This is a genomic window from Citrobacter amalonaticus Y19, assembly GCF_000981805.1.
Classification (GTDB): Bacteria; Pseudomonadota; Gammaproteobacteria; order Enterobacterales; family Enterobacteriaceae; genus Citrobacter_A; species Citrobacter_A amalonaticus_C.
On the sequence record NZ_CP011132.1, the window covers coordinates 2,556,702 to 2,571,266 of the forward strand.

14 protein-coding genes are annotated in these 14,565 nt (G+C 55.9%); 2 read left to right on the forward strand and 12 right to left on the reverse strand.

Annotation, left to right across the window (positions count from 1 at the left end; translation table 11 throughout):
- Position 1: 1 nt before the first annotated feature.
- From ccmB to napF, 9 genes are read right to left on the reverse strand one after another with little or no spacing between them, the layout of a single operon-like run.
- The gene (ccmB, locus tag F384_RS11805; protein ID WP_042317911.1) at positions 2–661 is read right to left on the reverse strand and encodes a heme exporter protein CcmB; all 660 of its coding nucleotides are present in this window, start codon (positions 659–661) and stop codon (positions 2–4) included.
- Positions 658–1,278: a cytochrome c biogenesis heme-transporting ATPase CcmA gene (gene ccmA / locus F384_RS11810; protein WP_046481704.1), complete on the reverse strand. Its 621-nt coding sequence runs from the start codon at positions 1,276–1,278 to the stop codon at positions 658–660. The genes ccmB and ccmA overlap by 4 nt, the downstream gene beginning before the upstream one ends.
- Positions 1,279–1,301: 23 nt before the next feature.
- A complete protein-coding gene (napC, locus tag F384_RS11815; RefSeq protein WP_046481706.1) occupies positions 1,302–1,904 on the reverse strand; it encodes a cytochrome c-type protein NapC in 603 nt (200 codons plus the stop codon).
- A gap of 9 nt (positions 1,905–1,913) precedes the next feature.
- Positions 1,914–2,363, reverse strand: coding sequence for a nitrate reductase cytochrome c-type subunit (gene napB, locus F384_RS11820; RefSeq protein WP_046481707.1), 450 nt, complete (start codon positions 2,361–2,363; stop codon positions 1,914–1,916).
- Positions 2,360–3,223 carry a quinol dehydrogenase ferredoxin subunit NapH gene (napH, locus tag F384_RS11825; protein WP_046481709.1) on the reverse strand — a complete coding sequence of 288 codons (864 nt, stop codon included), beginning with the start codon at positions 3,221–3,223 and terminating at the stop codon, positions 2,360–2,362. Before napH ends, napB begins: the two co-directional genes overlap by 4 nt.
- The gene (napG, locus tag F384_RS11830) at positions 3,210–3,905 is read right to left on the reverse strand and encodes a ferredoxin-type protein NapG (protein ID WP_046481711.1); all 696 of its coding nucleotides are present in this window, start codon (positions 3,903–3,905) and stop codon (positions 3,210–3,212) included. Before napG ends, napH begins: the two co-directional genes overlap by 14 nt.
- Before the next feature lie 6 nt (positions 3,906–3,911).
- On the reverse strand, positions 3,912–6,398 hold the full coding sequence (napA, locus tag F384_RS11835; RefSeq protein ID WP_046481713.1) for a nitrate reductase catalytic subunit NapA: 2,487 nt from the start codon (positions 6,396–6,398) through the stop codon (positions 3,912–3,914).
- Positions 6,395–6,658 (reverse strand): chaperone NapD, encoded by a 264-nt coding sequence (gene napD / locus F384_RS11840; protein WP_046481714.1) that lies wholly within the window; start codon positions 6,656–6,658, stop codon positions 6,395–6,397. Before napD ends, napA begins: the two co-directional genes overlap by 4 nt.
- Entirely contained in the window at positions 6,648–7,139 is a 492-nt protein-coding gene (napF, locus tag F384_RS11845) for a ferredoxin-type protein NapF (protein WP_046481716.1), read from the reverse strand. The genes napD and napF overlap by 11 nt, the downstream gene beginning before the upstream one ends.
- A gap of 408 nt (positions 7,140–7,547) precedes the next feature.
- On the opposite strand from napF, the gene eco reads away from it, so the two are divergent.
- Positions 7,548–8,045 carry a serine protease inhibitor ecotin gene (gene eco, locus F384_RS11850; RefSeq protein ID WP_046498086.1) on the forward strand — a complete coding sequence of 166 codons (498 nt, stop codon included), beginning with the start codon at positions 7,548–7,550 and terminating at the stop codon, positions 8,043–8,045.
- A gap of 94 nt (positions 8,046–8,139) precedes the next feature.
- On the opposite strand, the gene mqo is transcribed toward eco, so the two are convergent.
- Positions 8,140–9,795 (reverse strand): malate dehydrogenase (quinone), encoded by a 1,656-nt coding sequence (mqo, locus tag F384_RS11855; protein ID WP_046481718.1) that lies wholly within the window; start codon positions 9,793–9,795, stop codon positions 8,140–8,142.
- 277 nt (positions 9,796–10,072) lie between these two features.
- Between mqo and F384_RS11860 the strand changes: the two genes are divergently transcribed.
- Positions 10,073–11,320, forward strand: coding sequence for a SulP family inorganic anion transporter (locus F384_RS11860; RefSeq protein WP_046481719.1), 1,248 nt, complete (start codon positions 10,073–10,075; stop codon positions 11,318–11,320).
- Here the strand turns inward: F384_RS11860 and mgtE are convergent.
- Positions 11,283–12,719 (reverse strand): magnesium transporter, encoded by a 1,437-nt coding sequence (gene mgtE / locus F384_RS11865; protein ID WP_046481721.1) that lies wholly within the window; start codon positions 12,717–12,719, stop codon positions 11,283–11,285. The genes F384_RS11860 and mgtE overlap by 38 nt on opposite strands.
- A 140-nt stretch (positions 12,720–12,859) precedes the next feature.
- Entirely contained in the window at positions 12,860–14,503 is a 1,644-nt protein-coding gene (locus F384_RS11870) for a multidrug ABC transporter permease/ATP-binding protein (RefSeq protein ID WP_046481722.1), read from the reverse strand.
- Positions 14,504–14,565: the final 62 nt, after the last annotated feature.

A 14,565-nucleotide genomic window follows, 5' to 3' on the forward strand; every position in this document is an offset into this window, starting at 1 on the left:
ATTACTGCAAACTAATGCGTAACGCCGCCGCCGTCGCAAAAGGACTCAACGTCGCGCTACCCGCCAGCAGCGCGCCTAAAATCGCCATGTATCCATCCACAGGAAGATGCATGGATGCCGCATCCATTGCGGCGGTCGCAAAAATCAACAACGGGATAGTCAACGGCAGCACCAGTACGCTCAGCAGCACGCCACCGCGCTTTAGCCCAACCGTTAAACCCACCCCCGGCGCACCGAGAAAGCTCAGCGTCGGCGTCCCCAGCAGCAAGGTCAGCGCCATAATTTTCCAGCCGTAGATGTCCATCCCCAGCAGCAACGCCACCAGCGGAGAGAGGATTAACAGCGGCAAACCGGTGACCATCCAGTGGGCCATGACTTTTGCCAGCACCACCATCGGCAAAGGGATCGGCAGCAACATCAGTTGCTCAAGACTGCCGTCCTGCAGGTCATCGCGAAACAGTCGCTCCAGCGCCAGCAGCGAAGCCAGCAGCGCAGCGACCCAGATAATGCCCGGCGCAATACGCGCCAGCAGTTGCGGTTCCGGCCCAATGCTCAGCGGGAACAGCGTAATGACAATCAGAAAGAACCACAGCGGATTAGCAATTTCCGCGCTATGGCGAAAGGCAACGCGCAGTTCGAGACGAAAGATACGCCACATCATTGCCCGCCCCTCTCGTGAGTCAGCGCAATCCGGCGAATGCGGTCCGTGGCGACGTTCATTGGCTGGTGGGTGGTGAGGATAACAATCCCCCCCTCTTCGGTATGCTGCGCCATTCGCTGCGTCAGGCGTTCTACGCCGTTCACATCAATGGCGGTAAAGGGTTCGTCGAGGATCCACAGCGTGGCGTGGGTCAGCCAGAGACGCGCTAACGCCACCCGGCGCTGCTGTCCGGCAGAAAGTTGGTTAACAGGGATATCTTCATATCCGGCAAGGCCGGCCTGCGCCAGCGCCGCGAGACATTGCGCACTGTCACCGTCCTGGTGGAAAAAACGCAGGTTCTCCAACGCCGTCAGCCGGGTTTTGATCCCCGGCTGATGTCCAATCCACAACAGATTTTGATGGTAGCTGTCCCGCACCCGATGCAGCGGTTGCTCCCGCCAGCACACCTCCCCGGCATCAGGACGAGAGAGTCCTGTCAGCAACCGCAACAGGGTCGTTTTCCCTGCGCCGTTGCCGCCGGTGACCTGTATCCACTCCCCTGCGTTGACCTGGAACGACAAATCACTAAACAGGACTCGTTCATCCCGCTCGCAGAGGAGCTTTCTGGCTTCAAGCATACTACCCACTCATTACCACCCCGTCAGAAGCCCGGTTTGACTTCGCGCATATCAGGAAGCTTGTGCGCAATCCCTTTATGGCAATCAATACAGGTTTGCCCGTCTTTCACCGCCTGATCGTGCATTTTCGCGGCGACACTCTTCTGGGCGGTTAAGTCCATGAACTCAAAGTTGTGACAGTTACGACACTCCTGAGAATTGTTATCTTTCATTCTTCGCCATTCATTCTGTGCCATCGTCAGACGATGTGCTTCGAACTTCTGCGGGGTATCAATGAGCCCCAACGCTTTGGCATATAGCTCTTTGCTGGCTTTGATCTTACGGATCATTTTCGGCACAAATTCGTGCGGTACGTGGCAGTCAGGACAGGTCGCGCGTACACCGCTGCGGTTGTTGTAGTGCACGGTTTCCATGTACTCCTGATACACCGTATTGCGCATTTCATGACAGCTAATGCAGAACTCTTCGGTGTTGGCTTTTTCCATCCCGGTGTTAAATCCACCCCAGAAAATAATCCCGCCGACGAACCCGATTAACAGCAGCGTACCCAGCGCCAGGCGACTGGGGCGACGCCACCATTGCCAGAGGCGCTTAATCCGGCCTGGTTTACGGTTAGAATTTTCCATAATGACCTCTTATTTCCCGTAACCTTTCGATGGGGTAAAGGTGTTACCCACAATCGGCGGGGCGTCAGTCTGTGGCACATGACACTGCAAACAGAAATAACGACGCGGCGCCACTTCGGCCAGTACTTTGCCGTCGCTGTCCATAAAGTGAGTTGGACTAATACGCGGCGCACCGGTGGTGCGATAGCTTTCGACACCGTGGCATTGCAGGCAGCGGTTGGTGTTGGTGGTCACCTGGTAACCATCGACGCTATGGGGAATCATCGGCGGCTGATTCACGTAGTTCAGCGGCATACGCTCCTGCTCTTTTTGCATGCGAATCGCCCCTTCCTGTGTTCCCGACACTTCCGGGGACTGGCTAAGATCCACTCCGTTTGCCGCCCAAACCGCACCGCTCACCACCAGGGCCAGCAGGGCTGTCCATTGACACAGCGCTTTCTTCAGGTCATGGCTTTTCATGATTTCGCTCCCGAACTCCATCGTGTAGTTATTGTAAATACGTCCTCAGAACAGACATCCACGCAGCGACCGCAGGCCATGCAATCGCGGCTGGTGACCTGCACCGGGCTTTGCTCATCCAGCACCGGTGCACGTAATACATGCGGTTCCGGGCAAACATGAAAACAGTCCATACAGCGGTTACATTTCTGTCGGTCTTTTGCCGCAACGGTTAACACGCCCTGGCTACCCAGCACGCCATACAGTGCGCCTAAAGGACAAAGATGCCCGCACCAGCCGTGTTCAACGACCAGCAAATCAAATAAAAACAGAGCGATAATCAGCAGTGCGCCGCTACCGAATCCTATCACCAGGCTACGCCCCAGCAGTGAAACAGGGTTAATCCATTCCCACAGTAGCGTCCCGGTCAGCGCTGAACCCACCAGCACGACAACCAGAAGTACGTACCGTATATGACGCGGAATGGTTGCGGACTGATTCAGGTCAAACCTTCTACGTAGCCAGGCCGCAAAATCGGTAATCGGGTTCAGTGGGCAGACCCAACTGCAAAACAATCGCTTTCCTGCCAGGACGTACAGCACCGTAATAATCGCTGCGCCCGTGAGCCCCACTGCAGCGGGCAGATGACCGCTCGCCAGGCTTTGCAGAGTAATCAACGGATCCGTCAGCGGGATCGTATCCAGCAGCACGCTACTGCTGTAGTTCCCGTGCAGGATCCACACGCCAAACCACGGACCACTCAGAAACATTCCCAGCACAATAAGCTGGCTAAGACGGCGGAAAATCAGCCAGCGGTGACTCCGCCACACGCCTTTTTTCGCCTGCGCTTCGCGCCCGGCGTCACGCTTACGATTTGCCATCGTTCCCCTCCAGCCAGCCGAAGCGGTAATGGTGACCTAACTCCCCTTTCGCCAGCGTCAGCGGCAACACTTTGATTGCCGGCTGTTCCAGCACGCAGACTTTTTCACATTTACCGCAGCCCGTGCAGGCGTCGCTGTGAACGGTCGGGATAAATCGCGCATGTTTGCCGGTTCGCATATTGCGATCCAGTTCCAGCGTGATGGCCTCATCGATTTTCGGGCACTCGCGGTAGCAGACGTCACAGCGTAAGCCCTGGAAGTTCAGGCAGTTTTCCTGATCCAGCAAAACCGCCAGCCCCATTCGCGAATCATCAATGGAGGCAATCTCCCGGTCGAGCGCCCCGCTGGGGCACACTTTGGCGCACGGAATGTCTTCGCACATTTCGCAAGGGATATCGCGGGCAACAAAATACGGCGTACCGGCCGACAAACCCGACGCGAGCGTCGCCAGTTTTAAGGTGTCATACGGACATGCCTGAACGCACTGCCCGCAGCGCACACAGGCGCTGGCAAAGGCGTTCTCGTTCACGGCCCCAGGCGGGCGCAACCGCACGCCTGTAGCGCGTGCGGTTTGCTGCTGTAACCCCAGCGCCACGCCAACGGCAGCCAGTCCACCCGCTGTGCGTACAATATCGCGCAGAAAGCGGCGGCGGCCGTTTTGGGGTTTCGCTGACCGGGACATGGCGTGTTACACCTTCGCCAGTTTCACGGCGCACTTCTTGAAATCCGTCTCTTTAGAGAGCGGATCCGTCGCATCCAGCGTCAGGTTATTCACCAGCTGTGCGGCATCGAAGAACGCCATGTAAACCAGCCCCTCTGGCGGACGGTTACGTCCACGGGTTTCCACAATGGAAACCATCTCGCCACGACGTGAGATCACTTTGACTTTATCGCCACGGCGCATGTCGCGTTTTTTCGCATCCAGCGGATGAATAAACAGAACCCCTTCCGGGAAGGCGCGGTGCAGTTCAGGCACGCGGCGCGTCATACTGCCGGTATGCCAGTGCTCCAGCACACGCCCCGTGGAAAGCCACAGATCATATTCTGCATCCGGGGCTTCAGCGGCGGGTTCAAACGGCAGCGCGAAAATCACCGCTTTACCGTCTGGTTTACCGTAGAACTTGTAGCCTTCGCCCGCTTTGACGTACGGATCGTTACCTTCGCTGTAGCGCCACTGCGTCTCTTTCCCGTCAACTACCGGCCAGCGCAGACCGCGCGCCTTGTGGTAATCATCGAACGGTGCCAGATCGTGACCGTGGCCGCGACCAAACCAGGCGTACTCTTCAAACAGCCCTTTTTGCAGGTAGAAGCCCAGATCGCGGGATTCGTCGTTAAGCTGATCCTCTTTCAACTCGGTCAGCGGGAACTTGCTCACCGCAGGCGTGGCAAACAGTACGTCATACAGCGTTTTGCCACGCAGTTCCGGTTTTTGCGCCAGCAGTTCTTCAGGCCAGACCTCTTCCGTTTTGAAACGACGTGAGAACTGAACCAGTTGCCACAGGTCGGATTTCGATTCGCCCGGCGCTTTAATCTGCTGACGCCAGAACTGGGTACGGCGCTCGGCGTTACCGTAAGCCCCTTCCTTCTCCACCCACATCGCGGTTGGCAGGATCAGGTCCGCTGCCAGCGCGCTGACGGTCGGATACGGATCGGAGACAATGATAAAGTTGCGCGGATCGCGCCAGCCCGGCAGACGATCGGCGTTGATGTTCGGACCGGCCTGCATGTTGTTGGTACACATCGTCCAGTAGACGTTCAGCTTGCCGTCTTTCAGCGCCCGGTCCTGGGCCACCGCGTGAAGACCGATTTTCGCCGGAATAGTCCCTGCCGGGATATTCCAGTGCTTTTCGCAGATCTCACGGTGTTTTTCGTTGGTGACCACCATGTCCGCTGGCAGACGGTGAGCAAAGGTACCCACTTCACGCGCAGTGCCACAGGCGGAAGGTTGACCGGTCAGCGAGAACGGTCCGCAGCCCGGTTGTGCGATTTTGCCGGTCAGCAGGTGAATGTTGTAGATCAGGTTGTTGGCCCACACGCCGCGCGTATGCTGGTTGAAGCCCATCGTCCAGTAGGAGATGACCTTCTTGTTCGGGTCGGCGTACAGCTTCGCCAGTTGTTCCAGTTGATCTTTCGGCACGCTGGTCATTTCAGCGGTTTTTTCCAGCGTGTACTCGGCAACAAACGCTTTGTAATCTTCAAAGCTCATCGGCTCAGAGGCGTCAGAACCTGGGTTTTTCGCCGCTTTTTCCAACGGATGCGTCGGACGCAGGCCATAGCCGATATCCGTTGCCCCTTTGCGGACGTTGACGTGCTTGCTGAAGAAGTCCTGGTTAATCGCGTTATTCTGAATGATGTAGTTGGCGATGTAGTTGAGGATCACCAGGTCAGACTGCGGCGTAAAGATCATCCCGTTGTCCGCCAGCTCAAAGCTACGGTGCTGGAAGGTGGACAGCACGGAGACGTTAACATTCGGATCGGAGAGACGACGGTTGGTGATGCGCGACCAGAGGATCGGGTGCATTTCCGCCATATTGGCGCCCCACAGAACAAACGCATCGGTATGCTCGATATCGTCGTAGCAGCCCATCGGTTCGTCCATACCAAAGGTTCGCATGAAGCCAACTACCGCTGACGCCATGCAGTGACGCGCGTTTGGATCGAGGTTGTTCGAGCGGAAACCGGCTTTAAACAGTTTGGAGGCGGCGTACCCTTCCCAGATGGTCCACTGACCGGAACCAAACATGCCGACAGACTCCGGACCTTTCTCTTTCAGTGAGGTTTTGAATTTCTCTTCCATCACGTCGAAGGCCTGCTCCCAGCTGATCGGCGTAAATTCGCCGTCTTTGCTGTACTTACCGTCTCTCATACGCAGCAGCGGCTGCGTTAAACGGTCATCTCCGTACATAATTTTCGGCAGGAAGTAGCCCTTGATGCAGTTCAGACCCCGGTTAACCGGGGCTTCCGGATCGCCCTGACAGGCGACAATACGCCCCTGTTGAGTTCCGACCAGTACGCCACAGCCCGTACCACAAAAACGGCACGGGGCTTTATCCCACTTGATGGCTTCCTGTTGACCAACCACTGCGCGGGCAACGCCCGGCACGCTTAGCCCGGCAGCCGCCGCAGCGGCCGCAACGGCGTTAGCTTTCATAAAGCTACGACGACTGAGTTTCATGGTGTTTCCTCACCTTGTTCTTCCTGCTGGTGATAAACCAGCGACACCGCCAGCACGCCCGCTACGTTGCGTACTGACTCAATTGTTTGCATCAGCGTTTCGCTGTGTTCTGCCTCAACCACGGCAATCATCTGACCGCTTTGCGAATCGCTTACGGCCACTTCGCAGCCCGGCAATGCGTTTAACTGCGTGCTGATATCCTGTACATGTTCGCCTTTGGCCTGGACAATTAGGCTGCAGACCTGCCAGTTATTGTGCATGGTTATACTCCGCGGTAATGGCTGACACCGGGCAACTGGCGACACACGCGCCGCATCCGTTACAGTTCTGGTTATCGAGTTGTGGCTGATAAATGCCGGACCGCGTTGGGCGAAACATAATCGCCTGCGGCTCACAGCTATCCTGACAGCGGCGGCACTCTACAGACTGAAACGCCAGACACGCTTGCCCAAGGGTAAAAATCAGATCCCATGCCCTGGTGTGGCGCGGAGAAAAGAGAGATTCGGGGCAAGCCTGCGCACAGGCGTAGCAGAAGGTACATTCGCTTTGTTGGAAATTAACGCTCGGATAGCCACCCGTGCCACGCTGCAAAACATCGTGTTCACAAGCCTGGATACAGGCGTCGCAACGGGTGCACTGGGACAGAAACTGAGAGGCTTCCATGCTCCATGGCGGACGGATCCCACGGTTAGCATTACGCCAACTGCCAGTCAGTATGCCTCGACGGGATAGATCAACCATGGCATCGCCCTTCCATAAACGACGCTCCCCCGGCTGGGTGAACGACAATAAAAACCGTGTTACTACTAAGTCATTATTATGATCGGTAAGATAGTAAAGGATGTGTTCCAGGAGCATACCCCAATCGGGGTAAAACCAGTGGTTGGATCAAAAGAGTGTGAATGAAGCTTGTCGGAATGTGCTTCTCCGCACATATCAAAGGGTTATGTAGTTATTTATATATCGAAATTATTTTTAGGATAATTACCCAATAAAAAATAAAATATAAGCATAATAAACCAGTCAACTTACACATAAGCAGTTATCACACTTAAAATATACGTAAAGACAGATCAATAACTCTGGTGAATATGCTAATCTGCCGTGAATCGTTCATAAGATAAAAAAGGAAAACCTGTGAACTCTAAAATGAAGACAATGGTCCCTGCCGTTTTGTTCGCTGCGTTCGCCAGCACCTCTGCGTGGGCGGCATCCGCTGAGACTACTCCGCAACCGCTGGAAAAAATCGCCCCTTATCCGCAGGCGGAAAAAGGGATGAAGCGCCAGGTCATTCAGTTACCCCATCAGGAAGATGAATCTACTCTGAAAGTGGAACTGATGATCGGCCAGACGCTGGAAGTCGACTGCAACCAGCATCGCCTGGGCGGTAAGCTGGAAAGCAAAACGCTGGAAGGCTGGGGTTATGACTACTATGTCTTTGACAAAGTCACCTCCCCGGTATCGACCATGATGGCCTGCCCGGACGGCAAGAAAGAGCCGAAGTTTGTGACCGCGTATCTGGGTGATGACGCAATGCTGCGTTACAACAGCAAGTTGCCGATCGTGGTGTATACCCCGGCAAATGTCGATGTGAAATTCCGCATCTGGAAAGCGGAAGATAACGTGCAGAACGCGGTAACGCGTTAAGTCCCTGATGATGCCGGATGGCGGCGTACCGCCTTATCCGGCCTACAACAACCTGAAGTAGGCCTGATAAGCGCAGCGCCATCCGGCAATACCGTTACAGCGCGATATCCGCGACGGCTTTACGCTCTGGCTGCGCCTGAGGTTTCAGTTGCGGTGCGGGCAGCGAGTCTGCCACCTGCTGTTTGTCATATTTCAGACCCAGCACGTCACTGGTGTATTGCAACTCCTGCTGCGTCGCCTCAACGTTGCCGTTCAGTTTTGTACCGTAAGACGGAATAATCGTTTTCAGCTTCTCCTGCCATTGCGGCGTGCTCACTTTATCTTTGAAAACCGTTTCCATCAGGTGGAGCATGATCGGTGCGGCGGTGGATGCGCCCGGTGACGCGCCCAGCAGGGCGGCAACGGTCCCTTCTTTGTCGCTCACCACTTCCGTTCCCAGACGCAGTACGCCCCCTTTGTCTTCATCACGCTTGATGATCTGTACGCGCTGACCCGCTTGCCACAAACGCCAGTCCGCTTTCTTCGCCTGCGGGTAGTACGCTTTCAGCGCGTCGAAGCGGTCGTCATCGCTCAGCATGACCTGGCTAATCAGGTATTTCACCAGATCGAAGTTATCGAGCCCCACGTTGACCATCGGCATAAAGTTGGAAGGCGTGGTTGAACCCAGCAGATCCCACAACGAACCGTTTTTCAGGAATTTGGTGGAGAAGGTGGCGAACGGCCCAAACAGCACGACGCGTTTGCCGTCCAGAATACGGGTATCAATGTGCGGGACCGACATCGGCGGTGCGCCCACGGAAGCCTGGCCGTAGACTTTAGCCAGATGGCGATTCACCACGTCCGGGTTTTCTGCGACCAGGAACTGACCGCCGACCGGGAAGCCCGCATACTCTTTGGCTTCAGGAATACCGGTTTCCTGCAGCAGTTTCAGCGCTGCGCCGCCTGCGCCGATAAAGACGAATTTTGCTTTGATGTTATGTTCCGCCTCACCGTTTTTCAGATCGGCGACGGTCACCGTCCAGGTATTATCGTCGTTACGTTTAAACCCGCGGACTTCGGTGCTCAGTTCCAGCGCAAAGTTGGGCTTTTTCTGTAACGAGGCAATCAGCTGGCGTGTAATTTCGCCGTAGTTCACATCCGTTCCCATTTCGGTACGCGTGGCGGCGACTTTCTGTTTCGGATCGCGCCCTTCCATCACCAGCGGCGCCCACGCTTTAATTTGCGCGTGGTCTTCAGAGTAGCGCATGCCACGGAACAGCGTGCTCTGTTGCAGTGCCGCATAGCGGGCGCGCAGGAAGTTGACGTTCTCATCCCCCCAGACGAAGCTCATGTGCGGAACGGTGGTGATGAAGGAGTGCGGGTCATGCATCACACCGCGATTGACCTGATGCGCCCAGAACTGGCGGGAAATCTGGAAGGCTTCGTTAATTTCGACTGCCTTTTCGGTGCTGATACTCCCGTCGGCTTTCTGTGGCGTGTAGTTCAGTTCCATCAGCGCGGAGTGCCCTGTACCGGCGTTGTTCCAGCCGTTTGAACTCTCTTGTGCAACACCGTCCAGGCGCTCCACCATCGTCATCGACCAGCCGGGTTCCAGTTCCTGTAAATACGTTCCCAGTGTCGCGCTCATGATGCCGCCGCCGATCAACAGCACGTCCGTTTCCTGCTCTTCCGTCGCTTTCGCTTTTGCCGCCATCGAGACAGCATTCAGCCCTACGGCCATCGAGAAGAGCATGGCAGTCACTTTTTTCATATTGTTAATGCCTTACTTTTAGTATCGTTTTTTGCTTTTTTGCAGGTGAAAATCGAGCGGCATCAACGTTAACATTTCAGTAATAACATTTAAATATTGTTTATAAATTATATTTAGATTTTAAAAATGTTAAAAATACGTTGAATCTTTATAGGGTTATTCGCAATATTTTCTGGAAACTGACGCTCCAGAAAGGTACTATGCGGCGCGCTGTTATTCACCGCACGGACGCCTGCCGGTCTGCTGTTATCAGGCCCTTTCCGACCTGAGAGTAAATATGTCTGTAACCCCTTCGTCTCCTGCCCTGGCTGCGGAACACACCGTCAGCGGCGTTCTTCGCACTCCCCATCTGCTGGTACGCGAAACGCTGGCGGGTGTCATCACCGCGCTGGCGCTGATCCCGGAAGTGATTTCCTTTTCAGTGATTGCTGGCGTTGACCCGAAAGTCAGCCTGATTGCCTCAGTGGTTCTCTGTCTGGCCATGTCTTTCATGGGCGGTCGTCCCGCGATGGTCACGGCGGCAGCGGGTTCCGTTGCGCTGGTGATTGGCCCGATGGTGCATCAGCATGGCGTACAGTACATCCTGCCTGCGGTGGTACTGGCCGGATTCATTCAGATTCTGTTTGGCGTCACCGGGATGGCGCGCCTGATGCGTTTTATTCCCACCGCCGTCATGACCGGGTTTGTGAACGCCCTCGGCATTCTGATTTTCTTCGCCCAGGTTCCCCATTTCTGGAGCAAAAGCCCGCTCATCTGGGGACTGTTTGCCTTAACGCTGCTGATTGTGCTGTGGGTGCCGCGGGTGATTAAAAGCATCCCTGCGCCGCTGATTGCCATTGTCTTGCTGACGTTGTTTACCGCGACCACCGGGCAACTGCTGCCGACCGTCGGCGATGAAGGCGCAATGAGCGGTGGCCTGCCAGGACTGACGCAACTGTTGGTGCCGCTGAATTTGCACACACTGGCGATTATCTGGCCCTGCGCACTGAGTATCGCTTTCGTCGGCCTGATGGAATCGCTGCTGACGGCGAAACTGGTTGATGACCTGACGGTTACGCCGTCGAATAAAAATCGTGAAAGCACGGGTCTGGGACTTGCCAACATTCTGGCGGGTTTTTATGGCGGCATTGCCGGTTGTGCGATGATCGGGCAGACCATCGTGAACGTGGAGATGGGGAAAGGCCGCAGCCGCGTATCGACGATCGCCGCCGGGCTGGTTTTACTGCTGCTGGTGACCGCGCTGAGCGACGTGATGGCGAAAATCCCGATGTCGGTTCTGGCCGGGATCATGGTGATTGTGGCAGTGAAAACATTCAGTTGGCACAGCATTCAGCCTGCCACCCTGACGACACTGCCCGTGGTGGAGACGCTGGTGATGGTCATTACCGTTGGCGCAACGGTCTCCACCGGCAACCTGGCGATTGGCGTGGTTGCCGGGGTGGTGGCAATGGGATTACTGCCCCGCATCGTGAAGCGTAAACGACGCACTACATCAGAAACAGCGTCGCCAGCCCAAGAAAAATAAAGAACCCGCCGGTATCAGTAATCGCGGTGATCATCACGCTCGAACCGACCGCCGGGTCGCGTCCGAGCTTCACCATCGTCATTGGGATGATCACCCCCATCAGCGCCGCCATTAACAGGTTCAGCATCATTGCCAGGGTCATCACCCCGCCGAGCGCCATGTCGTCGTACAGCCACCAGGTGATCCCGCCCATAATCCCGCCCCAGACAAGGCCATTGACCAGCGCCACGCCCATCTCGCGCAGAATAAGAAACGTCAGGTTACCCGGCTGGATGTTTTGTAGCGCCAGCGCCCGGACAATCATGGTGATGGTCTGATTACCGGTATTTCCGCCGATCCCGGCGACAATGGGCATCAGCGACGCTAACGCCACCAGTTGTGAAATGGTGTGCTCAAAGCCATCAATCACACGCGAGGCGATGAACGCGGTACACAGGTTGATAGCCAGCCACGCCCAGCGCGTTTTCACCGCTTTGGGAACGGGCGCAAAAACGTCCTCTTCAGCGCTCAACCCGCCCATCCGACGCAGATCAGTGTCGGTTTCTTCATAGACCACGTCGACTATCTCGTCGATCGTCAGGCGTCCCATCAGTTTGCCGGATGAATCAACCACCGCGGCGCTGACCAGGTTGTCACGTTCGAAGGTACGCGCCGCGTTTTCCGCTTTGTCTTCCGGGGCGAAGGTCAGCGGATCGTCATCCATCACCTCGCTGACTTTGCGCTGCACGTCGTTGAGCAAAATACAGGTCAGGGTAAGCTCCCCGACCAGCGTTTTGTCACGGCGGGTGACGAACAGTTTATCGGTGTTTTCCGGCATCTTGCCCAGACGGCGCAGATAGCGCTGTACGACTTCCAGCGTCACGTCCGGGCGGACGGTAATGACCTCGAACTCCATAATCGCACCGACGCGATTCTTTTCGTAATGCATGACCTGACGCACGCGGGCCCGTTCTTCGGGCGGTAGCGTCGCCAGCAACCGGCCGGTGAGGTTACGCGGCAGGTGTTGAACCAGGTAAATCTGTTCGTCGATATCGAGATATTGCAGCGCCTCGAGCAACTCCCGGTCGGTCATTTCATCGATCAGGTCGTCCCAGACGTTTTCCGAGGCTTCGAGCAGCACATAGCCGCGCTTTTCGCTTTCGATCAGCCGCCAGAGGGCGTGACGCTCTTCCGACGGGAGCGCTTCAAGGGTATCCGCGAGATCGGGCGGCGGAAGATGGTCGACCAGCGCGCCTACCTCAGCAATATCGTCGGATAACGTTCCGACATCATATTGCTCAGCCAGGGTGAGCTTGCCTAACAGGGTGGAAACAATGGCTTTATCGGTAGTGAGCAGCCAGATCAGCCGCGCACGTTCTTCATCGCGCAGCCTTGCGCTGTTTTGGTGTTTAGCGAACATTAATCATAAATCCATGATATGAGATGCCATTAAGCATGGCGCGAGGTTATGTAAATAACAATAAACGGGGGCGTCAGATGGATAAAAAAAGAGCCGTTGCCCCGAAAAGCGTTGCGCCATCGGGACAACGGTCAGATAAATCAGGCCGTGCGCGCGACCGCATCGCGCGACGCGGCGTCACGTTCATCGCCCACCAGTTCACTCAGTTGTCCGTTACGCATTTCCAGCAGACGGTCGGCGTGAATAAAATAGTGGTCGTCGTGGCTGATGGCGAAAATGGTTTTCCCCATCTCCTGCATCAGCGGCAGTAGCACCTGGTAAAACTCGCGGCGAAAGTGCGGATCCTGATCGGCGGCCCATTCATCGAGCAGAATAATGTCGCGATCTTCCGCCAGCGCCAGCAGCAGCGCCACGCGCTTTTTCTGCCCCTTCGACAGCTTCAGATTCAGGATCCGGCCATCGCTCAGTTCCAGCTTGTGCGCCATTTTCAGGTGCGCCAGCCACTTCTCAACCAGTGCAGGATCGGCCGGTTTACCTTCCGGCCCCAGCAGTCGGTCAAACAGCCAGACGTCGGTAAACACTGCCGAAAAGAGCTTGCGATAATCTTCCGGCTTTTCGGCGCTGACAGGTTTTCCGTCCAGCAGGATCTCCCCGGACTGTGGCTGATATAGCCCCGTCAGCAGCATCGCCAGCGTCGATTTCCCGCTGCCGTTGCCGCCGATTAAGAACAGCAGTTCACCCCGGTTAATCGTCAGATTCACTGGTCCCACGGAGAATGCGTTGTCCTGATAGTGGAACATGACGTTACGCAGTTCGAGGGTTTTCCATCCCGGGAACGCCTGCGGGCGCGGGAATTGTGCCTTAAACGGCGCCAGCGCGAATGTGTTCAGCTTGTTGAATGCAACCTGCGCCGTCAGCAGCGTGGGTAATGCTCCCACCGCCGACAGCAGCGGTGTCCGCAGGAACAACAGCGTTAACGAGTAAGTCGCCGCGACGTTGGTATCCGCCCAGCCGAGGCTGTTTGCCATCCAGAACACCAGGCCAATCGCGCCGAGCATCATGATATTTGACCAGTTTACGGCGCTGAGGTGGAAGGTATCGGCACGAATAATATGGTGGCGATACGCTTTGGCATCCGGAATATAGAGGTTGTTGAAGATATGCTCCGCCCGCTCGCGGTTGAGCGTCAGCTCTTTGCGCCCTTCCAGCACTGTCTGATAATCGTTATACAGCTTATCCTCGGTTTCACGCAGCGTCGCCATATGCCGGTAAACCCGCGACACCAGCATAAAACCGCCCCAGATGGTAATAATCATCCAGATAGCCGTCACCAGCAGCATTTTGGTCGACAGCATCGCCAGATACGCCGCCGAACCGACGGTCAGGATGATCCCCTGTACCAGTTCAGGCAGACGGACAAAGGCAATGGTGATGTTGCGCACGTCGCTGGTCAATCCGGCCAGCAGAGAGGCGCTGCCCAGTTGCTCAATACGTTCAACGTGGGTATCAAGAATACGTTTGATGAATTCACTGCGCAGGCGGAAGACAAAGTGGTGTCCCAGCGTGGTGAGCGCCAGTTGTGAGCCCAGCGTCACCGCCATCAACAGTAACAGCAACCCGAGAAATTCCGGTAAAACCAGCAAAGAGGGATCCGCGGTCTCAATAAGACGCTGGTTGATAAAGGCGATAAGACCAATCCCCAGCGCCGCGCTGACGAGGCTGAGCGCCATCACGCTAATAAATGGCCAGCGATACTGCCGCCAGACAAGAAGAAGTAGTTCCATTCATACAACCCGGACAAGGAATAACAGCCCGCAGTTTAAACGTCTCAACGCGTTCAGCAATA

Excerpts from the sequence above, each read along its gene's own strand:
- ccmB (WP_042317911.1), bottom strand. The coding sequence starts at position 661 with ATGATGTGGCGTATCTTTCGTCTCGAACTGCGCGTTGCCTTTCGCCAT.
- ccmA (WP_046481704.1), bottom strand. The coding sequence starts at position 1,278 with ATGCTTGAAGCCAGAAAGCTCCTCTGCGAGCGGGATGAACGAGTCCTG.
- napC (WP_046481706.1), bottom strand. The coding sequence starts at position 1,904 with ATGGAAAATTCTAACCGTAAACCAGGCCGGATTAAGCGCCTCTGGCAA.
- napB (WP_046481707.1), bottom strand. The coding sequence starts at position 2,363 with ATGAAAAGCCATGACCTGAAGAAAGCGCTGTGTCAATGGACAGCCCTG.
- napH (WP_046481709.1), bottom strand. The coding sequence starts at position 3,223 with ATGGCAAATCGTAAGCGTGACGCCGGGCGCGAAGCGCAGGCGAAAAAA.
- napG (WP_046481711.1), bottom strand. The coding sequence starts at position 3,905 with ATGTCCCGGTCAGCGAAACCCCAAAACGGCCGCCGCCGCTTTCTGCGC.
- napA (WP_046481713.1), bottom strand. The coding sequence starts at position 6,398 with ATGAAACTCAGTCGTCGTAGCTTTATGAAAGCTAACGCCGTTGCGGCC.
- napD (WP_046481714.1), bottom strand. The coding sequence starts at position 6,658 with ATGCACAATAACTGGCAGGTCTGCAGCCTAATTGTCCAGGCCAAAGGC.
- napF (WP_046481716.1), bottom strand. The coding sequence starts at position 7,139 with ATGGTTGATCTATCCCGTCGAGGCATACTGACTGGCAGTTGGCGTAAT.
- eco (WP_046498086.1), top strand. The coding sequence starts at position 7,548 with ATGAAGACAATGGTCCCTGCCGTTTTGTTCGCTGCGTTCGCCAGCACC.
- mqo (WP_046481718.1), bottom strand. The coding sequence starts at position 9,795 with ATGAAAAAAGTGACTGCCATGCTCTTCTCGATGGCCGTAGGGCTGAAT.
- F384_RS11860 (WP_046481719.1), top strand. The coding sequence starts at position 10,073 with ATGTCTGTAACCCCTTCGTCTCCTGCCCTGGCTGCGGAACACACCGTC.
- mgtE (WP_046481721.1), bottom strand. The coding sequence starts at position 12,719 with ATGTTCGCTAAACACCAAAACAGCGCAAGGCTGCGCGATGAAGAACGT.
- F384_RS11870 (WP_046481722.1), bottom strand. The coding sequence starts at position 14,503 with ATGGAACTACTTCTTCTTGTCTGGCGGCAGTATCGCTGGCCATTTATT.